The organism is Streptomyces sp. NPDC001231 (genome assembly GCF_042896885.1).
Classification (GTDB): domain Bacteria; phylum Actinomycetota; class Actinomycetes; order Streptomycetales; family Streptomycetaceae; genus Streptomyces.
Genome location: NZ_JBIAXS010000019.1, coordinates 23,671 through 43,110, shown reverse-complemented (window position 1 = coordinate 43,110; position 19,440 = coordinate 23,671). Strand labels below are relative to the sequence as shown.

General features: G+C 70.8%; 22 protein-coding genes and 1 pseudogene. 10 read left to right on the top strand and 13 right to left on the bottom strand.

The window, feature by feature from the left end; translation table 11 throughout:
• Positions 1-10 precede the first annotated feature (10 nt).
• From ACFY3J_RS22940 to ACFY3J_RS22890, 11 genes and pseudogenes are all read right to left on the bottom strand, one after another.
• Positions 11-61: pseudogene (locus ACFY3J_RS22940) on the bottom strand (hypothetical protein); the annotation flags it as partial.
• Entirely contained in the window at positions 61-297 is a 237-nt protein-coding gene (locus ACFY3J_RS22935) for a hypothetical protein (protein WP_384183904.1), read from the bottom strand. The gene ACFY3J_RS22935 and the pseudogene ACFY3J_RS22940, both read right to left, overlap by 1 nt.
• Before the next feature lie 165 nt (positions 298-462).
• Positions 463-1,686 (bottom strand): acyl-CoA dehydrogenase family protein, encoded by a 1,224-nt coding sequence (locus ACFY3J_RS22930; protein WP_384183901.1) that lies wholly within the window; start codon positions 1,684-1,686, stop codon positions 463-465.
• Between the two features lie 6 nt (positions 1,687-1,692).
• On the bottom strand, positions 1,693-2,715 hold the full coding sequence (locus ACFY3J_RS22925; protein ID WP_390841652.1) for a phosphotransferase family protein: 1,023 nt from the start codon (positions 2,713-2,715) through the stop codon (positions 1,693-1,695).
• 186 nt (positions 2,716-2,901) lie between these two features.
• Positions 2,902-3,519, bottom strand: a complete 618-nt coding sequence (locus ACFY3J_RS22920; protein ID WP_390841651.1) for an ATP/GTP-binding protein — start codon at positions 3,517-3,519, stop codon at positions 2,902-2,904.
• Complete coding sequence (locus ACFY3J_RS22915; protein ID WP_141365118.1) at positions 3,506-3,862, bottom strand: DUF742 domain-containing protein; 357 nt, start codon at positions 3,860-3,862, stop codon at positions 3,506-3,508. The genes ACFY3J_RS22920 and ACFY3J_RS22915 overlap by 14 nt, the downstream gene beginning before the upstream one ends.
• A 1-nt stretch (position 3,863) precedes the next feature.
• The gene (locus ACFY3J_RS22910; RefSeq protein WP_225078843.1) at positions 3,864-4,292 is read right to left on the bottom strand and encodes a roadblock/LC7 domain-containing protein; all 429 of its coding nucleotides are present in this window, start codon (positions 4,290-4,292) and stop codon (positions 3,864-3,866) included.
• A gap of 11 nt (positions 4,293-4,303) precedes the next feature.
• Positions 4,304-6,823, bottom strand: coding sequence for a nitrate- and nitrite sensing domain-containing protein (locus tag ACFY3J_RS22905; protein WP_390841685.1), 2,520 nt, complete (start codon positions 6,821-6,823; stop codon positions 4,304-4,306).
• A gap of 171 nt (positions 6,824-6,994) precedes the next feature.
• Positions 6,995-8,002, bottom strand: coding sequence for a substrate-binding domain-containing protein (locus ACFY3J_RS22900; RefSeq protein ID WP_390841650.1), 1,008 nt, complete (start codon positions 8,000-8,002; stop codon positions 6,995-6,997).
• Positions 8,003-8,511: 509 nt separating this feature from the next.
• Positions 8,512-9,765 (bottom strand): RNA polymerase sigma factor, encoded by a 1,254-nt coding sequence (locus ACFY3J_RS22895; protein WP_384183887.1) that lies wholly within the window; start codon positions 9,763-9,765, stop codon positions 8,512-8,514.
• The gene (locus ACFY3J_RS22890) at positions 9,762-10,115 is read right to left on the bottom strand and encodes a YciI family protein (RefSeq protein ID WP_376541747.1); all 354 of its coding nucleotides are present in this window, start codon (positions 10,113-10,115) and stop codon (positions 9,762-9,764) included. The genes ACFY3J_RS22895 and ACFY3J_RS22890 overlap by 4 nt, the downstream gene beginning before the upstream one ends.
• Before the next feature lie 135 nt (positions 10,116-10,250).
• On the opposite strand from ACFY3J_RS22890, the gene ACFY3J_RS22885 reads away from it, so the two are divergent.
• The 3 genes from ACFY3J_RS22885 to ACFY3J_RS22875 are packed head-to-tail and all read left to right on the top strand — an operon-like array spanning position 10,251 to position 11,586.
• Entirely contained in the window at positions 10,251-10,418 is a 168-nt protein-coding gene (locus ACFY3J_RS22885; RefSeq protein WP_384183884.1) for a hypothetical protein, read from the top strand.
• Entirely contained in the window at positions 10,415-10,561 is a 147-nt protein-coding gene (locus tag ACFY3J_RS22880; protein ID WP_384183881.1) for a hypothetical protein, read from the top strand. Before ACFY3J_RS22885 ends, ACFY3J_RS22880 begins: the two co-directional genes overlap by 4 nt.
• 26 nt (positions 10,562-10,587) lie before the next feature.
• Positions 10,588-11,586 (top strand): nitrilase-related carbon-nitrogen hydrolase, encoded by a 999-nt coding sequence (locus ACFY3J_RS22875; protein ID WP_390841649.1) that lies wholly within the window; start codon positions 10,588-10,590, stop codon positions 11,584-11,586.
• On the opposite strand, the gene ACFY3J_RS22870 is transcribed toward ACFY3J_RS22875, so the two are convergent.
• Positions 11,583-12,458, bottom strand: coding sequence for a PhzF family phenazine biosynthesis protein (locus ACFY3J_RS22870; protein ID WP_390841648.1), 876 nt, complete (start codon positions 12,456-12,458; stop codon positions 11,583-11,585). The two genes, ACFY3J_RS22875 and ACFY3J_RS22870, sit on opposite strands and share 4 nt — an antisense overlap.
• Positions 12,459-12,559: 101 nt before the next feature.
• A complete protein-coding gene (locus ACFY3J_RS22865; protein ID WP_390841647.1) occupies positions 12,560-13,498 on the bottom strand; it encodes a GlxA family transcriptional regulator in 939 nt (312 codons plus the stop codon).
• Between the two features lie 582 nt (positions 13,499-14,080).
• On the opposite strand from ACFY3J_RS22865, the gene ACFY3J_RS22860 reads away from it, so the two are divergent.
• The 7 genes from ACFY3J_RS22860 (at position 14,081) to ACFY3J_RS22830 (ending at position 19,436) form a co-directional block, all read left to right on the top strand.
• Positions 14,081-14,407, top strand: a complete 327-nt coding sequence (locus ACFY3J_RS22860; RefSeq protein WP_384183871.1) for a DsbA family protein — start codon at positions 14,081-14,083, stop codon at positions 14,405-14,407.
• 80 nt (positions 14,408-14,487) lie between these two features.
• On the top strand, positions 14,488-14,793 hold the full coding sequence (locus ACFY3J_RS22855; protein ID WP_390841646.1) for a DUF427 domain-containing protein: 306 nt from the start codon (positions 14,488-14,490) through the stop codon (positions 14,791-14,793).
• 881 nt (positions 14,794-15,674) lie between these two features.
• Positions 15,675-15,872 carry a phosphatase PAP2 family protein gene (locus tag ACFY3J_RS22850; RefSeq protein ID WP_390841684.1) on the top strand — a complete coding sequence of 66 codons (198 nt, stop codon included), beginning with the start codon at positions 15,675-15,677 and terminating at the stop codon, positions 15,870-15,872.
• A 298-nt stretch (positions 15,873-16,170) separates the two neighbouring features.
• The gene (locus ACFY3J_RS22845) at positions 16,171-16,494 is read left to right on the top strand and encodes a hypothetical protein (protein ID WP_384183866.1); all 324 of its coding nucleotides are present in this window, start codon (positions 16,171-16,173) and stop codon (positions 16,492-16,494) included.
• A 236-nt stretch (positions 16,495-16,730) separates the two neighbouring features.
• A complete protein-coding gene (locus tag ACFY3J_RS22840; RefSeq protein WP_390841645.1) occupies positions 16,731-17,027 on the top strand; it encodes a hypothetical protein in 297 nt (98 codons plus the stop codon).
• Positions 17,028-17,541: 514 nt separating this feature from the next.
• Positions 17,542-18,771, top strand: a complete 1,230-nt coding sequence (locus ACFY3J_RS22835) for a sensor histidine kinase (protein WP_390841644.1) — start codon at positions 17,542-17,544, stop codon at positions 18,769-18,771.
• On the top strand, positions 18,768-19,436 hold the full coding sequence (locus ACFY3J_RS22830; protein ID WP_390841643.1) for a response regulator: 669 nt from the start codon (positions 18,768-18,770) through the stop codon (positions 19,434-19,436). The genes ACFY3J_RS22835 and ACFY3J_RS22830 overlap by 4 nt, the downstream gene beginning before the upstream one ends.
• Positions 19,437-19,440: the final 4 nt, after the last annotated feature.

The window sequence follows — 19,440 nt, the reverse complement described above, 5'->3', positions numbered from 1 at the left end:
CGGTCACCCGTGCCCGCAGCCCCGAGTCGGCGAGGAACCGCAGCAGCGCCACGGTCCGCATCACGCGCCCGACTCCCGGAACGCCTTGTAGATCTGGTTCTTGCGCGAGTTCGACGACAATCGGCGCATCAGCGTCACCGAAGACACTTTGCATTGTGAAGAGCCCTGAAAGCGCAGGGATCGACTGTGACACCCAGCCCCACTGAACAGATCCAACTGCTGATCTACGACGATCTGATACGCGAACGTGGTGACGTCGTCGCGGAGGCTCAACTGGCAGCAGAACACACGCAGCACCAGGCGACGGAACTGCTCGGCAGGCAGGGCGCGTGCGGAACAGTTCCCGGAACGCCTCTGGATCCCTGACAAGCAACTCCTGGCGCTCGTGTGGACAGCGCCAGGAGTTGCCTTCTCCGCGTGGTTGTCAGGGTGAGGAGGAGTCGCTGTTCCTCACCCCACGGGTCACAGGTACTTCTTCAACTCCCGCCGTGCCAGCGACCGCTGGTGGACTTCGTCCGGCCCGTCGGCGATCATCAGCGTGCGCGCGCCCGCGTACAGCTCGGCGAGCGGGAGGTCCTGGCTGAAACCGCCCGCGCCGTGCAGCTGGATCGCCCGGTCGAGGATGCCGACCACCGCGCGGGGTGTGGCGATCTTGATGGCCTGGATCTCCGTGTGTGCCCCCTTGTTGCCGACGGTGTCCATCAGCCAGGCCGTCTTCAGTACCAGCAGCCGCAGCTGCTCGACGGTGACCCGCGCGTCCGCGATCCAGTTGTGGACCACGCCCTGCTGGGCCAGCGCCTTGCCGAAGGCGGTGCGGGAGACGGCCCGCCGGCACATCAGCTCGATCGCCCGCTCGGCCATGCCGATCAGCCGCATGCAGTGGTGGATGCGCCCCGGTCCGAGCCGGGCCTGGGCGATGGCGAAGCCGCTCCCCTCCTCGCCGATCAGGTGGGAGGCGGGCACGCGCGCGTGGTCGAAGACCACCTCGGCGTGGCCGCCGTGGGAGTGGTCCTCGTACCCGAAGACCCGCATCGCGCGCCGGACGGTGACGCCGGGCGTGTCGCGCGGCACGAGCACCATGGACTGCTGGCGTCGGATGTCCGGGCCGTCCGGGTCGGTCTTGCCCATCACGATGAAGATCTTGCAGTCCGGGTTCATCGCCCCGGAGATGTACCACTTGCGCCCGGTGACGACGTACTCGTCGGAACCGTCGGAGGCGCGCTCGATGCGGGTGGTGACGTTGGTGGCGTCGGAGGAGGCCACTTCCGGCTCGGTCATGGCGAACGCCGAACGGATCTCGCCCGCGAGCAGCGGCTGGAGCCACTGCTTCTTCTGCCACTCGTCGCCGAACTGCGCGAGCACCTCCATGTTGCCCGTGTCGGGCGCCGCGCAGTTCAGCGCGGTGGGTGCCAGGTGCGGGGAGCGGCCGGTGATCTCGGCGAGCGGGGCGTACTGGAGGTTGGTCAGCCCGGCGCCGTACTCGGCGTCCGGCAGGAAGAGGTTCCACAGGCCCTGCCTGCGCGCCTCCGCCTTCAGCTCCTCCACCACCGCCGGGGTGTCCCACGGGGAGGACAGCGCGGCCCGCTGCTCCTCGGCCACCGCTTCGGCCGGGTACACGTACTCGTCCATGAAGGCCAGGAGCCTGGCACGCAGCTCCTCGGTGCGCGCGTCGAACGCGAAGTCCATGTCCGGTCAGCCTTCCTGAAGAGTCGTCAGTCCATGGTCGACGAAGACGGGGACGAGGTCGCCGATGCGGTCGAAGCCCCGCCCGACCGTCTGGCCGAGCGTGTACCGGTAGTGGATGCCCTCCAGGATCACGGCGAGCTTGAACCAGGCGAACGCCGTGTACCAGGACACGGCCGAGACGTCCCGCCCCGAGCGCGCGGCGTACCGCTCGACCAGCTCCGCCGCGGACGGGTGTCCCGGAGCCTCGGCGGTGGTGGACACCGGTGAGTCGGGCATGCCCAGCGGCGTGCTGTACATCACCAGCAGGCCCAGGTCGGTCAGCGGGTCGCCGAGCGTGGACATCTCCCAGTCGAGGACCGCCGTGATCCGGTCGTCCGGGCCGAGCAGCACGTTGTCGAGGCGGTAGTCGCCGTGCACGACGGCCGGGGCGGGGGAGACGGGCAGCGCGCGCCCGAGCGCCGAGTGCAGCTCGTCGACGCCGGCCAGTTCGCGGTTGCGGGAGGCCGCCAGCTGCTTGCCCCAGCGCCGCAGCTGCCGGTCCAGGAAGCCCTCGGGGCGGCCGAAGTCCTCGAGGCCCACTTCGGCCGGATCCACCGCGTGCAGCTCGACGAGGGTGTCCACCAGCGACAGCACCGCGTTCCGAGTGCGCTCCCCGCCGAGCGGGGCGAGCTGGTCCGCGGTGCGGTACGGGGTGCCCTCGACGAACTCCATCACGTAGAACGGCGCCCCGAGCACGTCCTCGTCCTCGCACAGCAGCACCGGGCGCGGCACCGGCACCTCCGTCGGGTGCAGGGCGCTGATCACCCGGTGCTCGCGTCCCATGTCGTGCGCGGTGGCCAGGACGTGGCCCAGTGGGGGGCGCCGCACGACCCACTGCGAGGCGCCGTCCGAGACCGCGTACGTGAGGTTCGACCGTCCGCCTTCGATCAGCCGGCCGGTCAGCGGGCCCCGCACCAGACCTGGCCGCTCCCGGTCGAGCAGTCCGCGCAGCCGGTCGAGATCGAGTCCGGGCGGGTGGTCGGGGCTCATCATGGCTCCTGGGAGACGAGACGACATCACGTGACCGACCATCATGCCGACTGGTCGGTATGTCGTCCAGTGCCTGTATGCCAAAGTGACCCGTGTCTCGGTCGCCAGTGCCTGGAGAACTCCTGAAGATCAGGGGGCGTTACGTGGTCGTGGCCGCGGTCGCCCGCCGCTCCGCCTCGCCGGACCTCAGCGGCCCCGGAGTGGGCGAGGCCGGGCCGCGTCCGCCTGGGTGGCCGAGGCGATCAACTGGTCGACCAGGGCGATCAGAACGTCCCGGCACGACTCGCGGTCACGCGCGTCGCACAGCAGTACCTGGGCGTGTTCGGGCAGGGCCAGGGACTCCCGGATCTCGTCCGGCGGGTAGGGGTGCCGTCCATGGAAGCCGTTGACGCCGACGACGAAGGGGATGCCCCGGTTCTCGAAGAAGTCGATGGCGGCGAAGCTGGTCTCCGGCCGGCGGACGTCGATCAGGACGACGGCGCCGAGCGCGCCCACGGCCAGGTCGTTCCACATGAACCAGAACCGCTGCTGACCGGGTGTGCCGAACAGATACAGCACGAGATCCGAGCTGACCGTGATCCGGCCGAAGTCCAGGGCCACGGTGGTGGCTTGCTTGTGCTCGATGCCGTCGAGGTCGTCGACGTCCAGGCCCGCGGCGGTCAGCGGTTCCTCGGTGCGCAGCGGGGCGATCTCGCTGACCGACCCGACCATGGTGGTCTTGCCGACCCCGAAACCCCCGGCGATCAGGATCTTCGCTGTGTCGGGGGCTGATGACGACCGAGCGGTGGTGTCAGAGCCGGCCAAGGCCGTCCCTCACTTTCTGCAGAAGGTCCAGGTCCGGGGTGCGGGAGACCGGGGACGGCCGGTTGACGGTGATCCGTCCGGCCTCCAGCAGATCGCAGAGCATGATCACCACCACGCTCACCGGAAGATCGAGATGGGCGGCGAGCTCTGCCACGGTGATCGGCTCCGCGCACCGCTTCAGGATCCGTGCGTGTTCGGGCTGGAGCCGGACGGCCCGCTCGGGCGGCGGATCCACTGCCGTCACCATCGTGATGAGGGTGAAGTCGGCGCGGCTGGGACGGGTCCGTCCACCGGTCAGGGTGAACGGCCGAACGAGCCGGCCCGCCGCGTCGCCTCCGTTCACCTCACTCGCCGTTGCCGGACGCGTCGGCACCCGGACGCGGGGCCGCACTCAGGTGCTCGCCGATCTTCTTCACCAGCATGTTCATCTGGTACGCCACCACACCGACGTCGGCGCCCGGGCCGGTGAGAACGACGAGATGGGCGCCCGGTCCGGCCGAGGTGAGAATCAGATAGGTGTGGGCCAGTTCGATGAGCGCCTGCCGCACCGGGCCGCCACCGAAGTCCATGCTGACGCCCTTGCTGAGGCTCATCAGGCCGGACGCGGTCGCCGCCAGCCGCTCGGCGTCGTCACGCGGGAATCCGGTGGACTTGCTGACGACCAGTCCGTCCTCGGAGAGCACGACGGCGTGGTTGACGTCGGCGACCCGTTCCACGAGACCGGTCAGCAGCTGGTCGAGCTGGGTGTGCGTGGCGGGGGTGGGGCGTGTCATATGGCTGTCCTTCATGTGCGGTCGGCGGGCGAAGTCGAGGGTGGATGTCCCCCTTGCTCGAACACGGTCGAGGCCTTGGGGGTGGCGGTGCCTGCGGCGGGAACGCGCGCATCGGAGGCGTCCGGTCTGGCGCCGTCCTGTGCGGAGTCGTCCTGTGCGACGCCGTCCGGTGCGGCGCTGTCCGGTGTGGCGCCGTCCGGTGCGGCGGCCTCCTCCGGGGCGTCGGCCCGTTCCTGGGTGTCGTCGTGCCGCGCCTCGCGTGTGCCGCGCTGGAAGCCGGCCAGCGAGGAGGCGGCGCGTTCGGCGGTGAAGCCGTCGAGGGGGTCGTCCTCCACGACGGGCACGGCCTCTCCACGCAGCTCGGCGGCCAGACTGGTCTGCGGCACCCGGCGCGGCAGCGGGGAGAGCCCCGGCTCACGTGTCCCTTCCGCCCCGTGTCCGCTGTCACCCGCGCGGGAGGCGTTCTGCCCCGCGGACGGCTTCCTCCGCCGGGCGTTGACGGCGGGGACGGGGCCCTCCCCGGCCCGTTCCGGACGCCCCGGCCCGGGCACCCGCACGGGCTCGGACGCCTGCGGCTGCGTCTGCGGGGAGCCGGCGGCCTCGTGCACCACGATGTCGTGCGGAACGAGCACGATCGCGGTGGTCCCGCCGTAGGGCGAGGAGCGCAGGGTCACGGTGATGCCGTGCCGGGTGGCCAGGCGGGCGATCACGAACATGCCGAGCCGCAGGTCGTCGGCGAGCGCCACCACATCGAACTGCGGGGACACGGCCAACTGGGCGTTGAGCTGGGCGTAGTCCTCCTCGGACATACCGAGGCCGCGGTCCTCGACCTCGATGACGAGGCCCTTGGCCACCATCGCGGCCCGCACTCCGACGGGGCTCGGGGCGGCGGAGTACGCGGTCGCGTTGTCGATGAGCTCGGCCAGCAGATGGATGACGTCGGCCACCGCGGGCGGGGCGAGGTACACCTCCTCGTCGGTGTGCACCTCCACCCTCTGGTACTCGGCGACCTCGCCGACGGCGCCGCGCAGGATGTCGATCAGCGCGACCGGTTCGGTCCAGCTGCGCCGGGGCTGCTCGCCGCTGATGATGACGAGGTTCTCCTCGTAGCGGCGCAACTGGCTTGCCGTGGAGTCCAGTTCGTACAGACCCTGGAGGACCTCCGGGTCCTGGTGCCGCCGTTCCAGCACGTCGAGCTTGCTGAGCTGAAGGTTGATCAGGTTCTGGCTCTGCCGGGCGATCCCGAGGATCACCTTCTGGAAACCGCGCCGGGTGTCGGCGAGTTCGACCGCGGTGTGCACGGCCGTGCGCTGCGCGGTGTTGAAGGCCTGGGCGACCTGGCCGAGTTCGTCGGTGCCGTAGTCCAGCGGCGGCGTCGCGGAGTCCACGTCCACCTTCTCGCCCCGCTCCAGCCGGGCCACCACGTCGGGCAGCCGCTCCTCCGCCAGACGGAGCGTGGCGATCCTCAGCCCCAGCAGCCGCCGGGACAGGGACCGGGTGATCCGCCAGGACATGCCGACGCACAGGACCAGGGCGGCCAGGCCGGCCGCGCTCAGGACGGCGGACTTCAGCAGCAGCCCGTGCGCTCGGTCGGCACTGCGATCGAGCAGGGCGACCGTCTGCTGCCGGATCAGCGCCGAGTACTGGACGGACAGCTTGTCGATCGCGGCGCCCCATCTCGCGCGCGCGTCAGGCAGCGCGATCCCGCGCGCGCCGGTGGCCTTGCCCCGGGCCGAGAGCACCTGGTCCTCGACGGCTTCCAGCGTCCGCCACTGTGCCGACTGCAGGATCCGTTCGGTCTGCGTCTTCGTGCTGCCCTGAAGCGAGGGGACGATCTGGTCCTCTACGAGCCAGCGGCGGGTGTGGACCAGTTGGGCGAACCTGTCCCACGCCTCCTGGTCCATGTGTCCGGACGACCACGCCAGGGTGAGCTGCGCGTCCTCCTGGGAGACCAGCTCCGCGGCGTGCTCCAGCGCCACGAGCGGACCGGACTGGGAGGTGAGGTCGCCGTCGTCGACCTGTGAGAGCTCCTGGAAGGCATGGATCTGGTCGTCGATGATCGCGGTGTACTGGTCCAGGGCCTGTTCACCGGTGATGTCCGTCGGTTTGTCCACCTGGCCCCGGTAGTACTCCAGGCTGCCCACCGACGCGACGACCGAGTACATCCGGTTCTTGATGCGGGCGGGCGCCTGCCTGATCGAGTCGGCCTGGCCGACCAGCTCGGCGACCGCCTTGTCCGTGGTCACGCGCTGCGCGTCCAGAGCGGTCCGGGAGCCGTGCGGGGACGCCAGCCACGCCGCCGACAGACCGCGCTCCTGCTGGAGGGCGAGCGCCGCGTCGGTGCCCATGGCGCCGGTCGACCTGCTCAGCGCTGTCTGTGAGCGCAGCCGGAGGCCCTCGGAGAACATCTGGGTCGTGGTCACACCCCACATGGCGGCGAGCGCGACGGTGGGGACCAGGGCCAGGAGGACCAGTGAGAGCCGTATCGAACCGAGACGGCGCCGGGAACCTGTCGGTGTCCGTGGAGACATCATCGTCCTAGAGCGATCTGCGGGAAGATGGGGAAGGGGGGAACGAGCGGGCGGGGTGACGGCGCGTCCGGTACGGGCCGGGAGACGCGGGGGACGCCGTCCGCGCAGGTGACGGGCGGACGGAGAAGGACCGTGTCGTCATGTCACCGGCGCCCCGTACACGGCATGTCCTCAGCGCGTGCCGTCGGCGGCCAGCTTCGCCACCGACGCGACGTTCGTCTTGGTCACGAAGGCGGGACCGGTGAGCACCGGAGCGACGCCGCCACCGCTCACATTGCCGTTGGACCTGTAGAGCCAGAGCGCGTCCACGGCCAGATAGCCCTGGAGGTAGGGCTGCTGATCCACCGCGAACTGCACATCTCCGTCCTGAACCGCCTTGACCAGATCCTTGTTCAGGTCGAAGGTGGCGACGTGCGCCCTGCTGCCCGCCTTGTGCACGGACTTGACCGCAGCCAGCGCGAACTGTGCTCCATTGGTGACCACTTCGTCGATGTCGTGGTCCAACCGCAGCCGGGCCGCGACCGACTCGGTCAGGGCGTCCATGTCGGTGCCGTCGCTGTAGAGCATGTCGGTCCTGCCGCCGAAGGCCTTCTTCACACCGGCGCAGCGTGCCTCCAGCGCGATGTTGCCGCGCTCGTGGATGACGCACAGGGCGTGCTTGGCCCCCAGGGCGTCCAGCTTGTCCCCGACGGCCCGGCCCGCGACGCTGTCGTCCTGGCCGAAGTACTGCAGCACACCGCTGGAACGCCAGGACCCGATACCGGAGTTGAGCCCGACCACGGGTATGCCCGCCGCCTTGGCCTCCGCGATCGGCCCCTTCATCGCATCCGGCTTGGCCAGCGTCAGCGCGATGCCGTCGGCCCCCTCCCGGATCGCGTCCCGCACCAACTTCGCCTGCCCGGCGGCATCGGCGTCACTCGCGTAGGTCAGCTCGACGCCGTCCTTGGCCGCGGCCACCTCGGCGCCCTTGCGGACCAGTTGCCAGAAGGCGTCTCCCTCGGCCCCATGGGTGACCATGGCGACCTTGAGCCCCGACCCACCGGATACCCTCGCGCCCGACCCGGACTGCGAGTCTCCGGAGCCGGAGCAGCCGGCCATGAGCAGGCAGGCGGCGACGGCGGCCGTCAGCGCGGTGCCGGGGGCGGATCTGCGGTACTTGTGCGAAGGAGGAGTCTTCATGAGGGTGCGGCACCTCACTGTGCAGCCGAGCATGTAGCAAACGGGGGGAGGGACTGGGGCGGAGGGCCGACGGACGTACGACCGGGCGGGTGGCTCTCGTTGAGCCGGAGCCAACCGCGTGTGACGCCCGGTAGTCAAGTGATCGGCGACCTGTCCTGGCTTGTTGCTGCCGCATTGTGATCATCTGCCTTTTATGGCGGCACGGTCGAGGCCCGGTACGCCCCGCACGCCGGGCGCCTGCGCGTGAGCGGCCATCCGGCGAGGCGAGCGCGCTGACGCGAGGAGGGCGGCGGAGGAACGGGATTTCGGCGGGACCCAGTTGACCTTGCCGGTCCTTTCGTCGCGCGTCTATAGTTCGGCTCCTGCCCGGCGCCGACGCCGGTTCCGCCGCTCGACGCCACCGTCCAGGACGCCGTCGACCCGGCCCTGTCCGATCCGTACGAGCTCGAAGCGGCGATGCCCGGTGCGACGCGCCTGTGCCTGCTGTGAGCCGTCACCGGGCCGGCCCGTCACCGTTCGGAGAGTTCCGCGAGTCTGCGGGCGAGCATGGCGCGTTCCGGTTCGTTGCCGACGAGGCCGAGGGCGGCCCGGTAGGCAGCGGCCGCCTCGGTGGTGCGGCCCAGCCTTCTCAGCAGGTCGGCCCGCGCCGCGGGAAGCAGGTGGTAGCCGCGCAGTTCCCCGGCCTCGGTGAGGGCGTCCAGCAGGGCAAGCCCCGCCTCGGGGCCGTCGCGCATGGCGACGGCCACGGCCCGGTTCAGCGCGACCAGCGGGAATGGCTCGATCTGAAGCAGCACGTCGTAGAGCGCGACGATCTGCGGCCAGTCGGTCGTCTCGAAGCCGGCCGCCTCGTCGTGCAGTGCCGCGATCGCCGCTTGCACCGCGTACGGTCCGACACCGGGACCCGTCAGGGCCGGTACGACGAGCCGCCGCCCTTCGGCGATGAGGCCGGTGTCCCACAGAGCGCGGTCCTGGTCTTCGAGCAGCACCTGGTCTCCTGCGGCGTCGGTCCTGGCCGCGCGCCGGGCGTCGGTGAGGAGGAGCAGCGCGAGCAGCCCCGTCACCTCTCGTTCCCCGGGGAGCAGCCGGTGCAGGATACGGGCGAGCCGGATGGCTTCGTCGGCCAGATCGGGGCGGACGAGGTCGTTGCCGGAGCTGGCGGCGTACCCCTCGGTGAAGACGAGGTAGACGACCCGGAGCATGCTGGGCAGCCGCGCGGGCAGTTCGTCCGGCCCCGGAACGCGGAACGGGATGCGCGCACTGCGGATCTTGCGTTTCGCGCGCACGATGCGCTGGGCCATCGTCGCGGTGGGTACCAGGAATGCCCGGGCGACCTCGGGTGTGGTCAGGCCGGCGAGAAAACGCAGCGTCAGCGCCGTCTGTGCCTCCGGAGAGAGAGCGGGGTGGCAGCAGGTGAAGAACAGTTGCAGCCGCTCGTCGGGGATGTCGTCGAAGCCGGGCTCGGCGGGGACCGTGACGGCGGCCCGGTCGCTCTCCACCTGGAGCACCGCCAGCCGCTCCGCGTACGCGCGATCGCGCCGGATCCGGTCGATGGCCTTGCGGCGTGCCGTGGTGAGCAACCAGGCCAGTGGCTTGTCCGGCACTCCGTCGACCGGCCACCGCTCCAGCGCGGCCTCGATCGCGTCGGAGGCGGTCTCCTCGGCGAGGTCGAGATCTCCGAACCGTGCCGCGAGCAGGGCGAGCAGCCGGCTCCGGTCCTCGCGGAACACCGCCTCCACGGAGCGGGCCGCTCGCCACTCGTTCACGACTGATCCGGCTCCCAGACCGTGCGGACCTCGACGGTGCCGTACCGGGCCCCGGGGCACCGGGCCGCCCAGTCGAGCGCCGCGTCGAGGTCGGGAACATCGATCAGGTAATAGCCGCCGACGATCTCCCGGGTCTCGGCGAACGGCCCGTCGGTCACGACGCGCTCACCGTTCACGCGGACGCGTACGGTGGTCGCGTTCGAGACGTCCAGGGCGTTGCCGTCCAGTTTGACGCCGGCGTCGGAGACGGCCTTGTCGAACGCCATGAACTCTTCCACGGTCGGTCCTTCGGCCGGTCGCTCTTCGGTGGAGTCGGGCGACAGGGTGTTGATCAGCAGCAGGTACTTCACGGGACGCTCCTCGTGCCTGGGGTTGGTTGCGCGGATATGACGAATGGCCGCGGGGAGAATCGACAGGACGACCGGAGAAATCTTGTCAGGGCGCCCCAGGCCCTGCCCCGTGACCGGGCGTGCTCTTCCGCCACCGTGGCCGAAGAGCACGCCCGGTCAGTCAAGGCCAACCAGTGCATGGACGACGCCGGCGACGACCCGTTCCACACGGCACTGTTCGAAGCCGTGCGGGCCGGCGACCCGGTCGCCGCGACCGCCGCGGCGCTCGCCATCCTGGACGACTACCCGGAGGCAGAGGCGTGACCACCGCCGATCAGCTGATGCGCGACGCCCACCTGATCGTCACCATGGACGAATCCTTGGGCGAGCTGCCCTGCGGCCTGGCCGGCGGTGATGCGCAACCCGCCATGTCAGCCCCCGTCATCCCTCACTGCCTTGCTCGATGATTCGGGGGATTCCTAGTCTCGGTGCCATGACTTCGCTGCCCCCTGCCGCTGCCGCGGCCCCCGAGTCCCGTCGTACCGTGACCGCTGCCGTCGTCCAGGCGGCCGCCCCGCTGTTCGACACACAGGCCGCGCTGAACCGCGCCACGGAACTCATCCGGGAGGCCGTCAGCGACCGAGGCGCAGAGGTCGTCGTCCTGCCCGAGGCGTTCCTCGGCGGCTATCCCAAGGGCCTGGACTTCGACATCACCGTCGGCAGCCGCACCCCGGCCGGCCGCGAACTGTTCCGCCGCTACCACGCCGCCGCCATCGACGTCCCCGGCCCCGAGACCGACACCCTGGCCGCCCTCACCTGGGACCTCGGCTGCCACGCCGTCGTCGGCGCCGTCGAACGCCAGGGCGGCACCCTCTACTGCGTCGCCCTCTTCTTCGGCCCCGACGGCTACCTGGGCCTGCACCGCAAGCTCATGCCGACCGCCGCCGAACGCTACCTGTGGGGCCAGGGCGACGGTTCCACCCTCCCGGTCTTCGACACCGGCACCGCCCGCCTCGGCGCGGCCATCTGCTGGGAGAACTACATGCCGCTGTTCCGTACGGCCATGTACGCCAAGGGCATCGACCTGTGGTGCGCGCCGACCGTGGATGACCGCGACGCCTGGCAGGCCAGCATGCGGCACATCGCCCTGGAGGGCCGCTGCTTCGTCCTCAGCGCCAACCAGTACCTGCGCCGCGAGGCCCTGCCCGCCGACCTCCACCCCGTCCAGGGCGACGCCCCCGACACCGTCCTGATCGGCGGCGGCTCCGTCATCGTCTCGCCACTCGGCGAGGTCCTCGCCGGCCCGCTGCGCGACAGCGAGGGGATCCTGACCGCCGAACTCGACCTCGACGACCTCACCCGCGCCCGCTTCGACTTCGATCCCACCGGCCACTACGCGCGCCCCGACGTCTTCACGCTCCAGGTCGACGAGTCCGCCCGCACCGCCGTCACCAGCAGGGGCGCCGCCGCCTGGTCGTCCAGGACCGACTAGCCGATGCGCGCTCCCGTGCCGCTGACCCGGACGCGCGGGTCACCCGCGCGCAGCGTCACCGTGAGTTCGCCGGGGCGGCCCATGTCCTCGCCCTGATGCAGGGTCAGTACGGCGTCCTCGGGGACCAGGCCGAGCTGACGGGCGTACGCACCGAACGCGGCGGCCGCGGCGCCGGTAGCGGGGTCCTCGACGACGCCGCCGACGGGGAACGGGTCACGGACATGGAAGACGGTGGCCGACTCCCGCCACACCAACTGGACCGTCGTCAGGTCCAAGCGGTGCATCAGGGCTTCGAGGCGTGCGAAGTCGTACGCGAGGTCCGCCAGGCGCGTGCGAGTCGCCGCCGCGAGTACGAGGTGGCGGGCGCCGGCGAACGCGATGCGGGGCGGGAAGGCCGGGTCGAGATCGGCGGCCGGCCAGCCGAGGGCCGCGAGCGCCTCAGTCAGGTCGGTGCGGGCGATGTCCTCGATATGCGGCTCGACACTGGTGAGGGTCGCCCTGACCGTCCCGCCCTCCTCCGCCACCTCCACCGGCACGATGCCGGCGCGCGTCGCGAACACCAGTTCCCCGGGGCCCATCCGTTCGGCGAGCGCGACGGCGGTCGCGATGGTGGCGTGCCCGCAGAACGGCACCTCGGCCTTGGGACTGAAGTAACGGATGCCGTACGCCCACCCCTCCTGGCCGCCGAGGCCCTCCGGGGGCGCGGTCAGGAACGCGGACTCCGAGTATCCGAGGTCGGTGGCGATGGCCAGCATGTCGCCGTCGTCCAGGGCGGTGGCGTCCAGAACGACGCCGGCGGGGTTTCCGCCGTCGGGGGCGCTGGAGAAGGCGGTGTATCGCAGCACCTCGGGCCGCGGCGCATTCGTCGTCATGTGCGCGGCAACGCGGGCGGGTCGGCGGCTATTCCAGGACCTGGGTGGAGGCGCGGATGCGGTCCCACCACGCGCGTGGCCGCGGGCCCGGCAGGACCAGTTCAACTGAAGGTGCGGCGGTACGCCTGTGGGCTGACGCCCGTCGTCCGCTTGAAGCGGTCGCGGAACGCCGTGGGCGAGCCGAATCCGACCTGTCCCGCGATCCGTTCCACCGGGTGCCGTGTGGTCTCCAGGAGGTGCTGGGCCTGCCGGATGCGCGCCCGGTGCAGCCATTGCAGCGGGGTGGTGCCGGTCTGCTCGCGGAAGCGGCGCATGAGGGTGCGGGTGCTGACGCCTGCGTGCGCGGCCATGTCGGCGAGGGTCAGGTTCCGGCCCAGGTTGTCCTGGAGCCAGGTGAGCAGGGGCTCGAAGGAGGATCCCTGAGGTGTGGGCGCGTGGTCGTGGACGATGAACTGCGCCTGCCCGCCCTCCCGTTCGAGCGGCATGACGGAGAGCCGCGCCGCGTCGGCGGCCACCGCCGAGCCGTAGTCGCCGCGGATCATGTGCAGACACAGGTCGAGGCCTGCGGCGGCGCCCGCGGAGGTGAGGATCTGACCGTTGTCGACGTACAGCACGTCGGGGTCGACCGTCACCTTCGGATGCAGTGCGGCCAGCAGGTCCGCCGCGATCCAGTGCGTGGTGGCGCGCAGCCCGTCGAGGAGTCCGGTGGCGGCCAGCGGGAAGGTGCCCGCGCAGATGGACGCGATCCGGGTGCCGTCCGCGGCGGCCGCCAGCAGCGCGTCGCGGACCGCGGGCGTGAGCGGTGCGGTGGGGGTGGCCGTGCCCGGCACGATGACCGTGTCCGCGCCCTTGAGTCCGTCGAGTGCGCGGTGCGCGCGGAGGGTGAACGTGCCGGCGTCGACCTCGGGGCGCTCGGCGCACACCCGGACCTGGTAACCGGGGCGCCCGTCGGGAAGCCGCGTACGGGAGAAGACCTCGATCGGCGTGGACAGGTCGAAGGGGATCACCTGATCCAGCGCCAGGACGGCGATGGTGTGCATGGCGAGAACATACCGTGCCGTCGCATTCCCGCCACCGTCGATACGTGTGACCATCACGTCAGGCGCACTGCAGCACCACCTCACACGGCCTGGCGCCATCCCGTTGACACCCGTCATGAATGCCACTGGGAGGCGGATGTGCGGCTGACTGGCATCGGTGGCGATCCCGGCGCGGACCGGGACCTGTCGCACACGAGGGAACCACCCACGCACGTTCAGATCGTCCTGTTCGACGGCTTCGACCCGCTCGATGTCATCGCCCCGTACGAGGTGCTGCACATCGGTGGCGCCGCGTCCTACGGGGCGGTCCAGGCCGAGTTGGTGTCCGCCGAGGGGCCGCGCGACGTCGCGGACCGCTGCCCAGCCTCCGGGTCCGACAAGGTGAACCCAGCTCGGCCCGCAGCCTCTCCCCGAACGGCACCCGTGACCACAGGGCCTCATCCTTCCACGTGCGCGAACACTTGCGCGGCGTCGGGAAGGCCGGCGCTCCCCGTTCAGCCGTCGGCCACCGTCGACGTGACCACCTCCGCCTGAGCGCTGGGCGGGTACGTGGTCCGAAACATGATGCGCGATCCTGGAGGTATGGAGATCGAGGTTCTCGTGGTGCCAGGATGCCCCCACCAGCGGCTTGCCGAGGAGCAGCTGCGGGAGGCCCTGGACGGCGCCGGGCTGTCCGGCGAAACCTTCACCACCAGGGTGATCACGGATCAGGCTGATGCCGAACGGTCGGGTTTCACCGGCTCCCCGACGATCCTGATCGACGGTCGCGACCCGTTCGCCGAGCCGGGCTCCTCGCCGTCGGTGGCTTGCCGGATCTATCGCACCCCGCGTGGCTTGGCTGGTGCGCCCGGGGTCGACCAGCTCCGGCAGGCCCTGCGAGCGGCTGCCGGCACGGGCGGGGGAGTGTAGGAGCGGTCACCGTTGGGCCGGTGGTCGGCGCTCTGGCGTCGCGGTACGGAGCCCAAGGATCTCGTCGGAGGTGGCCGGTCATGATGCGCGCTGTATGGAACGGCACCGTGCTCGCGGAGGCCGAACGGACGGTCGTGGTGGAGGGCAACCACTACTTCCCGCCCGAGTCGCTCCATCGCGCGTACTTCACCGAGAGCCGGACCAGGTCGCTGTGCTTCTGGAAGGGGCTCGCCCGCTACTACACGGTGACCGTCGCCGGGCACACCAACCGGGACGCCGCCTGGTCCTACCCGCATCCCGGCCCGCTTGCCCGCAAGATCAAGAATCACGTCGCCTTCCGGAACGGCGTCGTGGTCGAGGACGCCGCCCCGCAGGTGATCCGGTGAGCGCCGCACGGAGTCCGCGGTTCGCAGCGTGCCCCGCGGCCACGTGCGTATCCGGGCCGCATCGGGGGCCACGGCACGGGCGGCCGGTGTGGTCGGCACGCCGGCCGCCGCCTACCTGGGACCGGTGACACTGAGCTGGGCATTCGATTTCGCGCAAGCGGCGTAGCTGCGCATGCGGGTCTCCGGTATGGCTGGATATGTTCGTACATGTGGACGAGATGGCTCAGCGCATCGACCCGGCGACCGACCGGACGGCCGCTGCACGCCTGCTGGGGTGCACACCTGAAGAGGTCGGTTACTGCCCGCGCTGCCAGGGGCTGACCCGGCGATACGGGAAACATGCGCAGATCATCTGCCCGGCTTGCCGGGCGGCCGAGCCCCCGTCAGCGGCCGACGCCTCCCGCTGACCACAGCGGTCACTCAACCGGGCCGGAACGTCGTGAAGCGCACGCCCTCCCAGACGTGCCCTGGGCCAGGCCGCCCGGAGCTGGTCGACAATATGTCGGCACTGGTCGACGTGCAGTTGCGCGCCGCGAGCGGCGGACGTCGTCGTGGCGGCCCGGCGCGAGGCTCTGCGGACATTCCAGGGTGCCGGTGATCGCACCGGCGACGGCCTCGGTGGTGTCCCGGCCGGCTGTGCCTGCCGTCTCGAAGCGAGTGCGCTGCTCGCGCAACCACCCCACCGCCGGGTCGAACAGCGCCTTCGCGCCCGTCCCCGTTCGTCCAGGCCCGCGCGCCCAGCCACTCGACCAGCTCGTCCCGGACTTCGGCGAAGTCCCGCCAGCCCCCTGCTCGCCTCCGGACCACTCCTACGGGACCTCGCGGCGACATAGGGGCCGATGCTTACCCACGCCGGGTGAGGTGGAGCGTGAGCGTCGCCGATACGTCTACAGCCGGTCTCAGCAGCGCTCCTGGTCGCCGCCAGCCGCGTCTACCTGGGCGTCCACTCGGCAACCGACGTCACCGCCGGCCTTGCCCTCGGCGCCGCGGCCGCCCTCACTCTCATCACCACCGACCTCGGATACGGCCTGTGGGCCCGCCGACACGACGCCCCGCCTCAGGCCGCCGCCTCGCATTAGTGACCGCACGTCCACCCCCCCGGCCGGGCCGTACGGTTCCGGCAGGCCCCGCCACACGGGTATCCGCCAAAACGGCAATCCCAAAAGGCGCCGCTTGCGTAACCGAAGTACCGGTGCAATGTGGAGATACGTCCCTGGTCGACTCGTTCCCGCGTAGTGGGGATCTTGGATGCGAGACTTGCTCCTCGAACGCGCGGGGCGACGCCCACGACCGTGCCGCGCCTTCGCGGCGGCGGTCATTCATTTCGTGCCTCCAAGACCGCGCCGGCCCGGCCAATCGGGCCGACGCGGCAGAGGGATGAGTGCATTCATCATGCGCGTAAAAGGCTCTAGGCGTCTCGTCGCGACGTCAGCCGCCGTTCTGATGGCCGGCGGCGCTGCGATGGGTGCTGCAGGCACGGCCGCAGCAGCAGCGCCTGCCGTGCACACCCATGTGACCACCAGCCGGTGCTTCGGCAACGACTGGCGCTGCTTCGACCACGGCGGGTTCCGCTTCGACCACGGGTTCCGCTTCGATCACCGCTTCGATCACGGGTTCCGCTTCGACCACGGGTTCGACCATGGTGGGTTCCGCTTCGGCCACCGGTTCGACGGCGGACCCGTCGTGATCATCGTGCGCTAGTAGCGGTCGCCGTGGGAATCCAAGGGGGCGCACTCATCGCGGGCGCGCCCCCATCGCGGTGTTCGTTATTCGTCCAGGCTCATGCTGCGTCGAACTGCGCGGCGAGGACGCGGCTGGAGGCACCCCGGGGACGGATACCGTCTGCGAGCGGTGAGCCGAGGTCCCGCTCCGGCTTTCCGCTGCCGAGGCTTCCCCCGAGGCCTTGTGCTCCATGCACGTGAACGGCTGGAGGCGCGATGAACTCCACCAATGCAGCCGAAGCCTCCCTGAGAGGACTCGGAGCATGCTGTGCTGTCGCCAACACGGTGCTGCACACACTCCTCATTCCTGATCACCTTGAGGAAAAGTTCTACATCGGCGTCCTGTTCGCCGTAGGCAGCGCCGTCATGCTTGCCGTCGCTCTGGCGCTCGTCCTCATGAAACGTACCGTGGCCGCTTGGCTGACCGGGGCACTCGTCAGCCGCGGCATGATCACCGACTTTCTGCTGTCGCGCACCGCCGGTCTGCCGGACGGCTACCACGAACCCGGCTGAGAGCCGCCTTACGGCGTACTTTCTTTGCTCGTCGAAGGGCTCTTCGTCATCGCATTCCTTGCCTGGCTCCGTGACAGGGCAGCTCACGGTACTGCGCCCAGGCTGCCGCACAGGGCGGACAACGAGTCAGTCCCGCTTGGGCGGGGCAGAGCAAAACGCCGGTGAATGAGCCTGGCGAACGCTTGCGGCGACCGGGGCGCCGTCAGTCTTGCTCCTGACGAGGGCCCGAGCCCGAAGAGCGCTTGGGAGGGTCGCCCAGCGTCTTCGCCATCCCGAACAGGCCCGTGCCGCAAATCCCCGACTCCCAGGCGGTGGAGAGACGTTCACTCAAATGTGACAGCGTGTCGATCCTGTCCCGGGGCTGAGGGGCGGCGAACAGGGGATCGGCATCCTGTGCCGTGCTCCACCAGTTGCGTTCCCGCCCGCTACCGTCCCCCCGGAGTTGCGCCCCGGCGCTGCCGGATGCCGCTGCGCGATGGGCGCGCCACTCCCGTACCGCCCCTACTCTGGCCGTATGGCCTTCGACCCCGCCCCGAGCCGGCGGCGCGGACCGCGGTTGCCGCACGGCCGGGCTGCCGATCTGGCGTTGGCCGGAGCGGTGCTCACCGTGGTGGTGCTGGGATCCGTCCAGTCGTTCCGGGGCGAGCACGAGCGGAGCGGCCTGGTGCTCGTGCTGGCCGCTCCGCTCCTCGTTATGTCTTGCGGGGTGCTGTACTTCCGCAGGCGCCACCCCGTTGCGGTGGGTTGGACGGTGCTCGTGCTCACCGGCACCTACTACTCGCTGCACTTCGACGGCCCCCTGATGATCGCCCTGATCGTCGCGCTGTACACCGTCGCCGCGACGGGCCGCATGCGCGCCGCCGTCGCGCTCGTCTCGGTCGTCGTGTTCGGCGTGGGCACGGTCAGCGTCCTGGGCAGCAAGGACCTGACCGGCATCGCCGTCTTCCTGCTGTCCGGCTGGCTCGTCGCCGTCGTCGCGCTCGGATTCGTGCGCTACAGCCGCCTCGCCCACGCCCGCGAGGTCGAGCGGCGTGCCGCCACCGAGGAGCGACTGCGCATCGCCCGCGAACTGCACGACGTCATCGGCCACCACATCTCACTCATCAACGTTCAGGCGGGCGCCGCCCTGCACCGCCTCAGAAAGGACCCGTCGAGCGCCGCGGCCCAGTCCGAAGAGGCCCTGGCCGCGGTCAAGGACAGCAGCAAGGTGGCACTGCGCGAACTGCGGGCTACCCTCGGCGTGTTGCGCCAGGCCGACGAGGCGGCGCCGCTGGCCCCCACGGGCGGGCTGGCCCGGCTGGCCGAACTGGTCCGGGCGGCGGAGCGGGCCGGGCTCGCCGTACGGACGCAGACTGAGGGCGCTGAGCGGCCGCTGTCCACCGAGGTGGACCTGGCGGCGTACCGCGTCACGCAGGAGTCGCTGACCAACGTCGCCCGGCACGCCCACGCCACGGCGGTCACCGTACGGCTGCGCTACGGTGACCGCGATCTCCTGGTGGAGGTCGAGAACGACGGGAACGGCACGGCAGCGCACGGCGACACCGGTACCACGGCCCCCTCAACCGGCAGTGGCCTGCGCGGCATGCGCGAGCGCGCCCGCGCCCTGGGGGGTGAGCTCACCGCGGGGCCCCGGCCGGGCGGCGGATTCGCCGTGCAAGCCCGGATTCCCTACGGTCCGTGCGTTCCAGGCCGCCCGGACGGTCCACAGGTGCCACGCGAGAACGGAGCAGGTAGACAACCATGATCAAGGTGCTGCTCGCCGACGACCAGCGACTCGTCCGCGCCGGTTTCCGCTCCATCCTGGAGGACGAGGACGACATCACGGTTGTCGGCGAGGCAGCCGACGGCGACGAGGCCGTCACCGCCTGCCGCACGCTGCGCCCCGATGTGGCCCTGCTGGACATCCGGATGCCCGGCACCGACGGCATCGAGGCCGCCCGGCGGATCGCTGCCGACGAGCGGCTCGCGGACGTCCGCGTCGTCATCCTGACCACCTTCGACCTGGACGACTACGTCTACGGCGCGCTGCGCGCCGGCGTCACCGGCTTTCTACTCAAGGACACCGAGCCGGAGGAACTGATCCACGCCGTGCGGGTGGCCGCCCGCGGCGACGCGCTGATCAGTCCGTCCGTCACCCGCCGGCTGATCGCCGAGTTCGCAGGCCGGGTCAGGACACCGAATCCCGGCCCCCGGCTCAACGCGCTCACCGAGCGGGAGCGGGAGGTCATGCAGCTGGTCGCGGCCGGCCTGAGCAACGACGAGATCGCCGCCCGCCTGATCCTCAGCCCCGCCACGGCCAAGACCCACGTCAGCCGCATCATGACCAAGCTGTACGTACGGGACCGGGCGCAACTGGTCGTGCTCGCCTACGAGTCCGGGCTGGTCAGCCCCGGCTGGCTGACCGACTGACCAC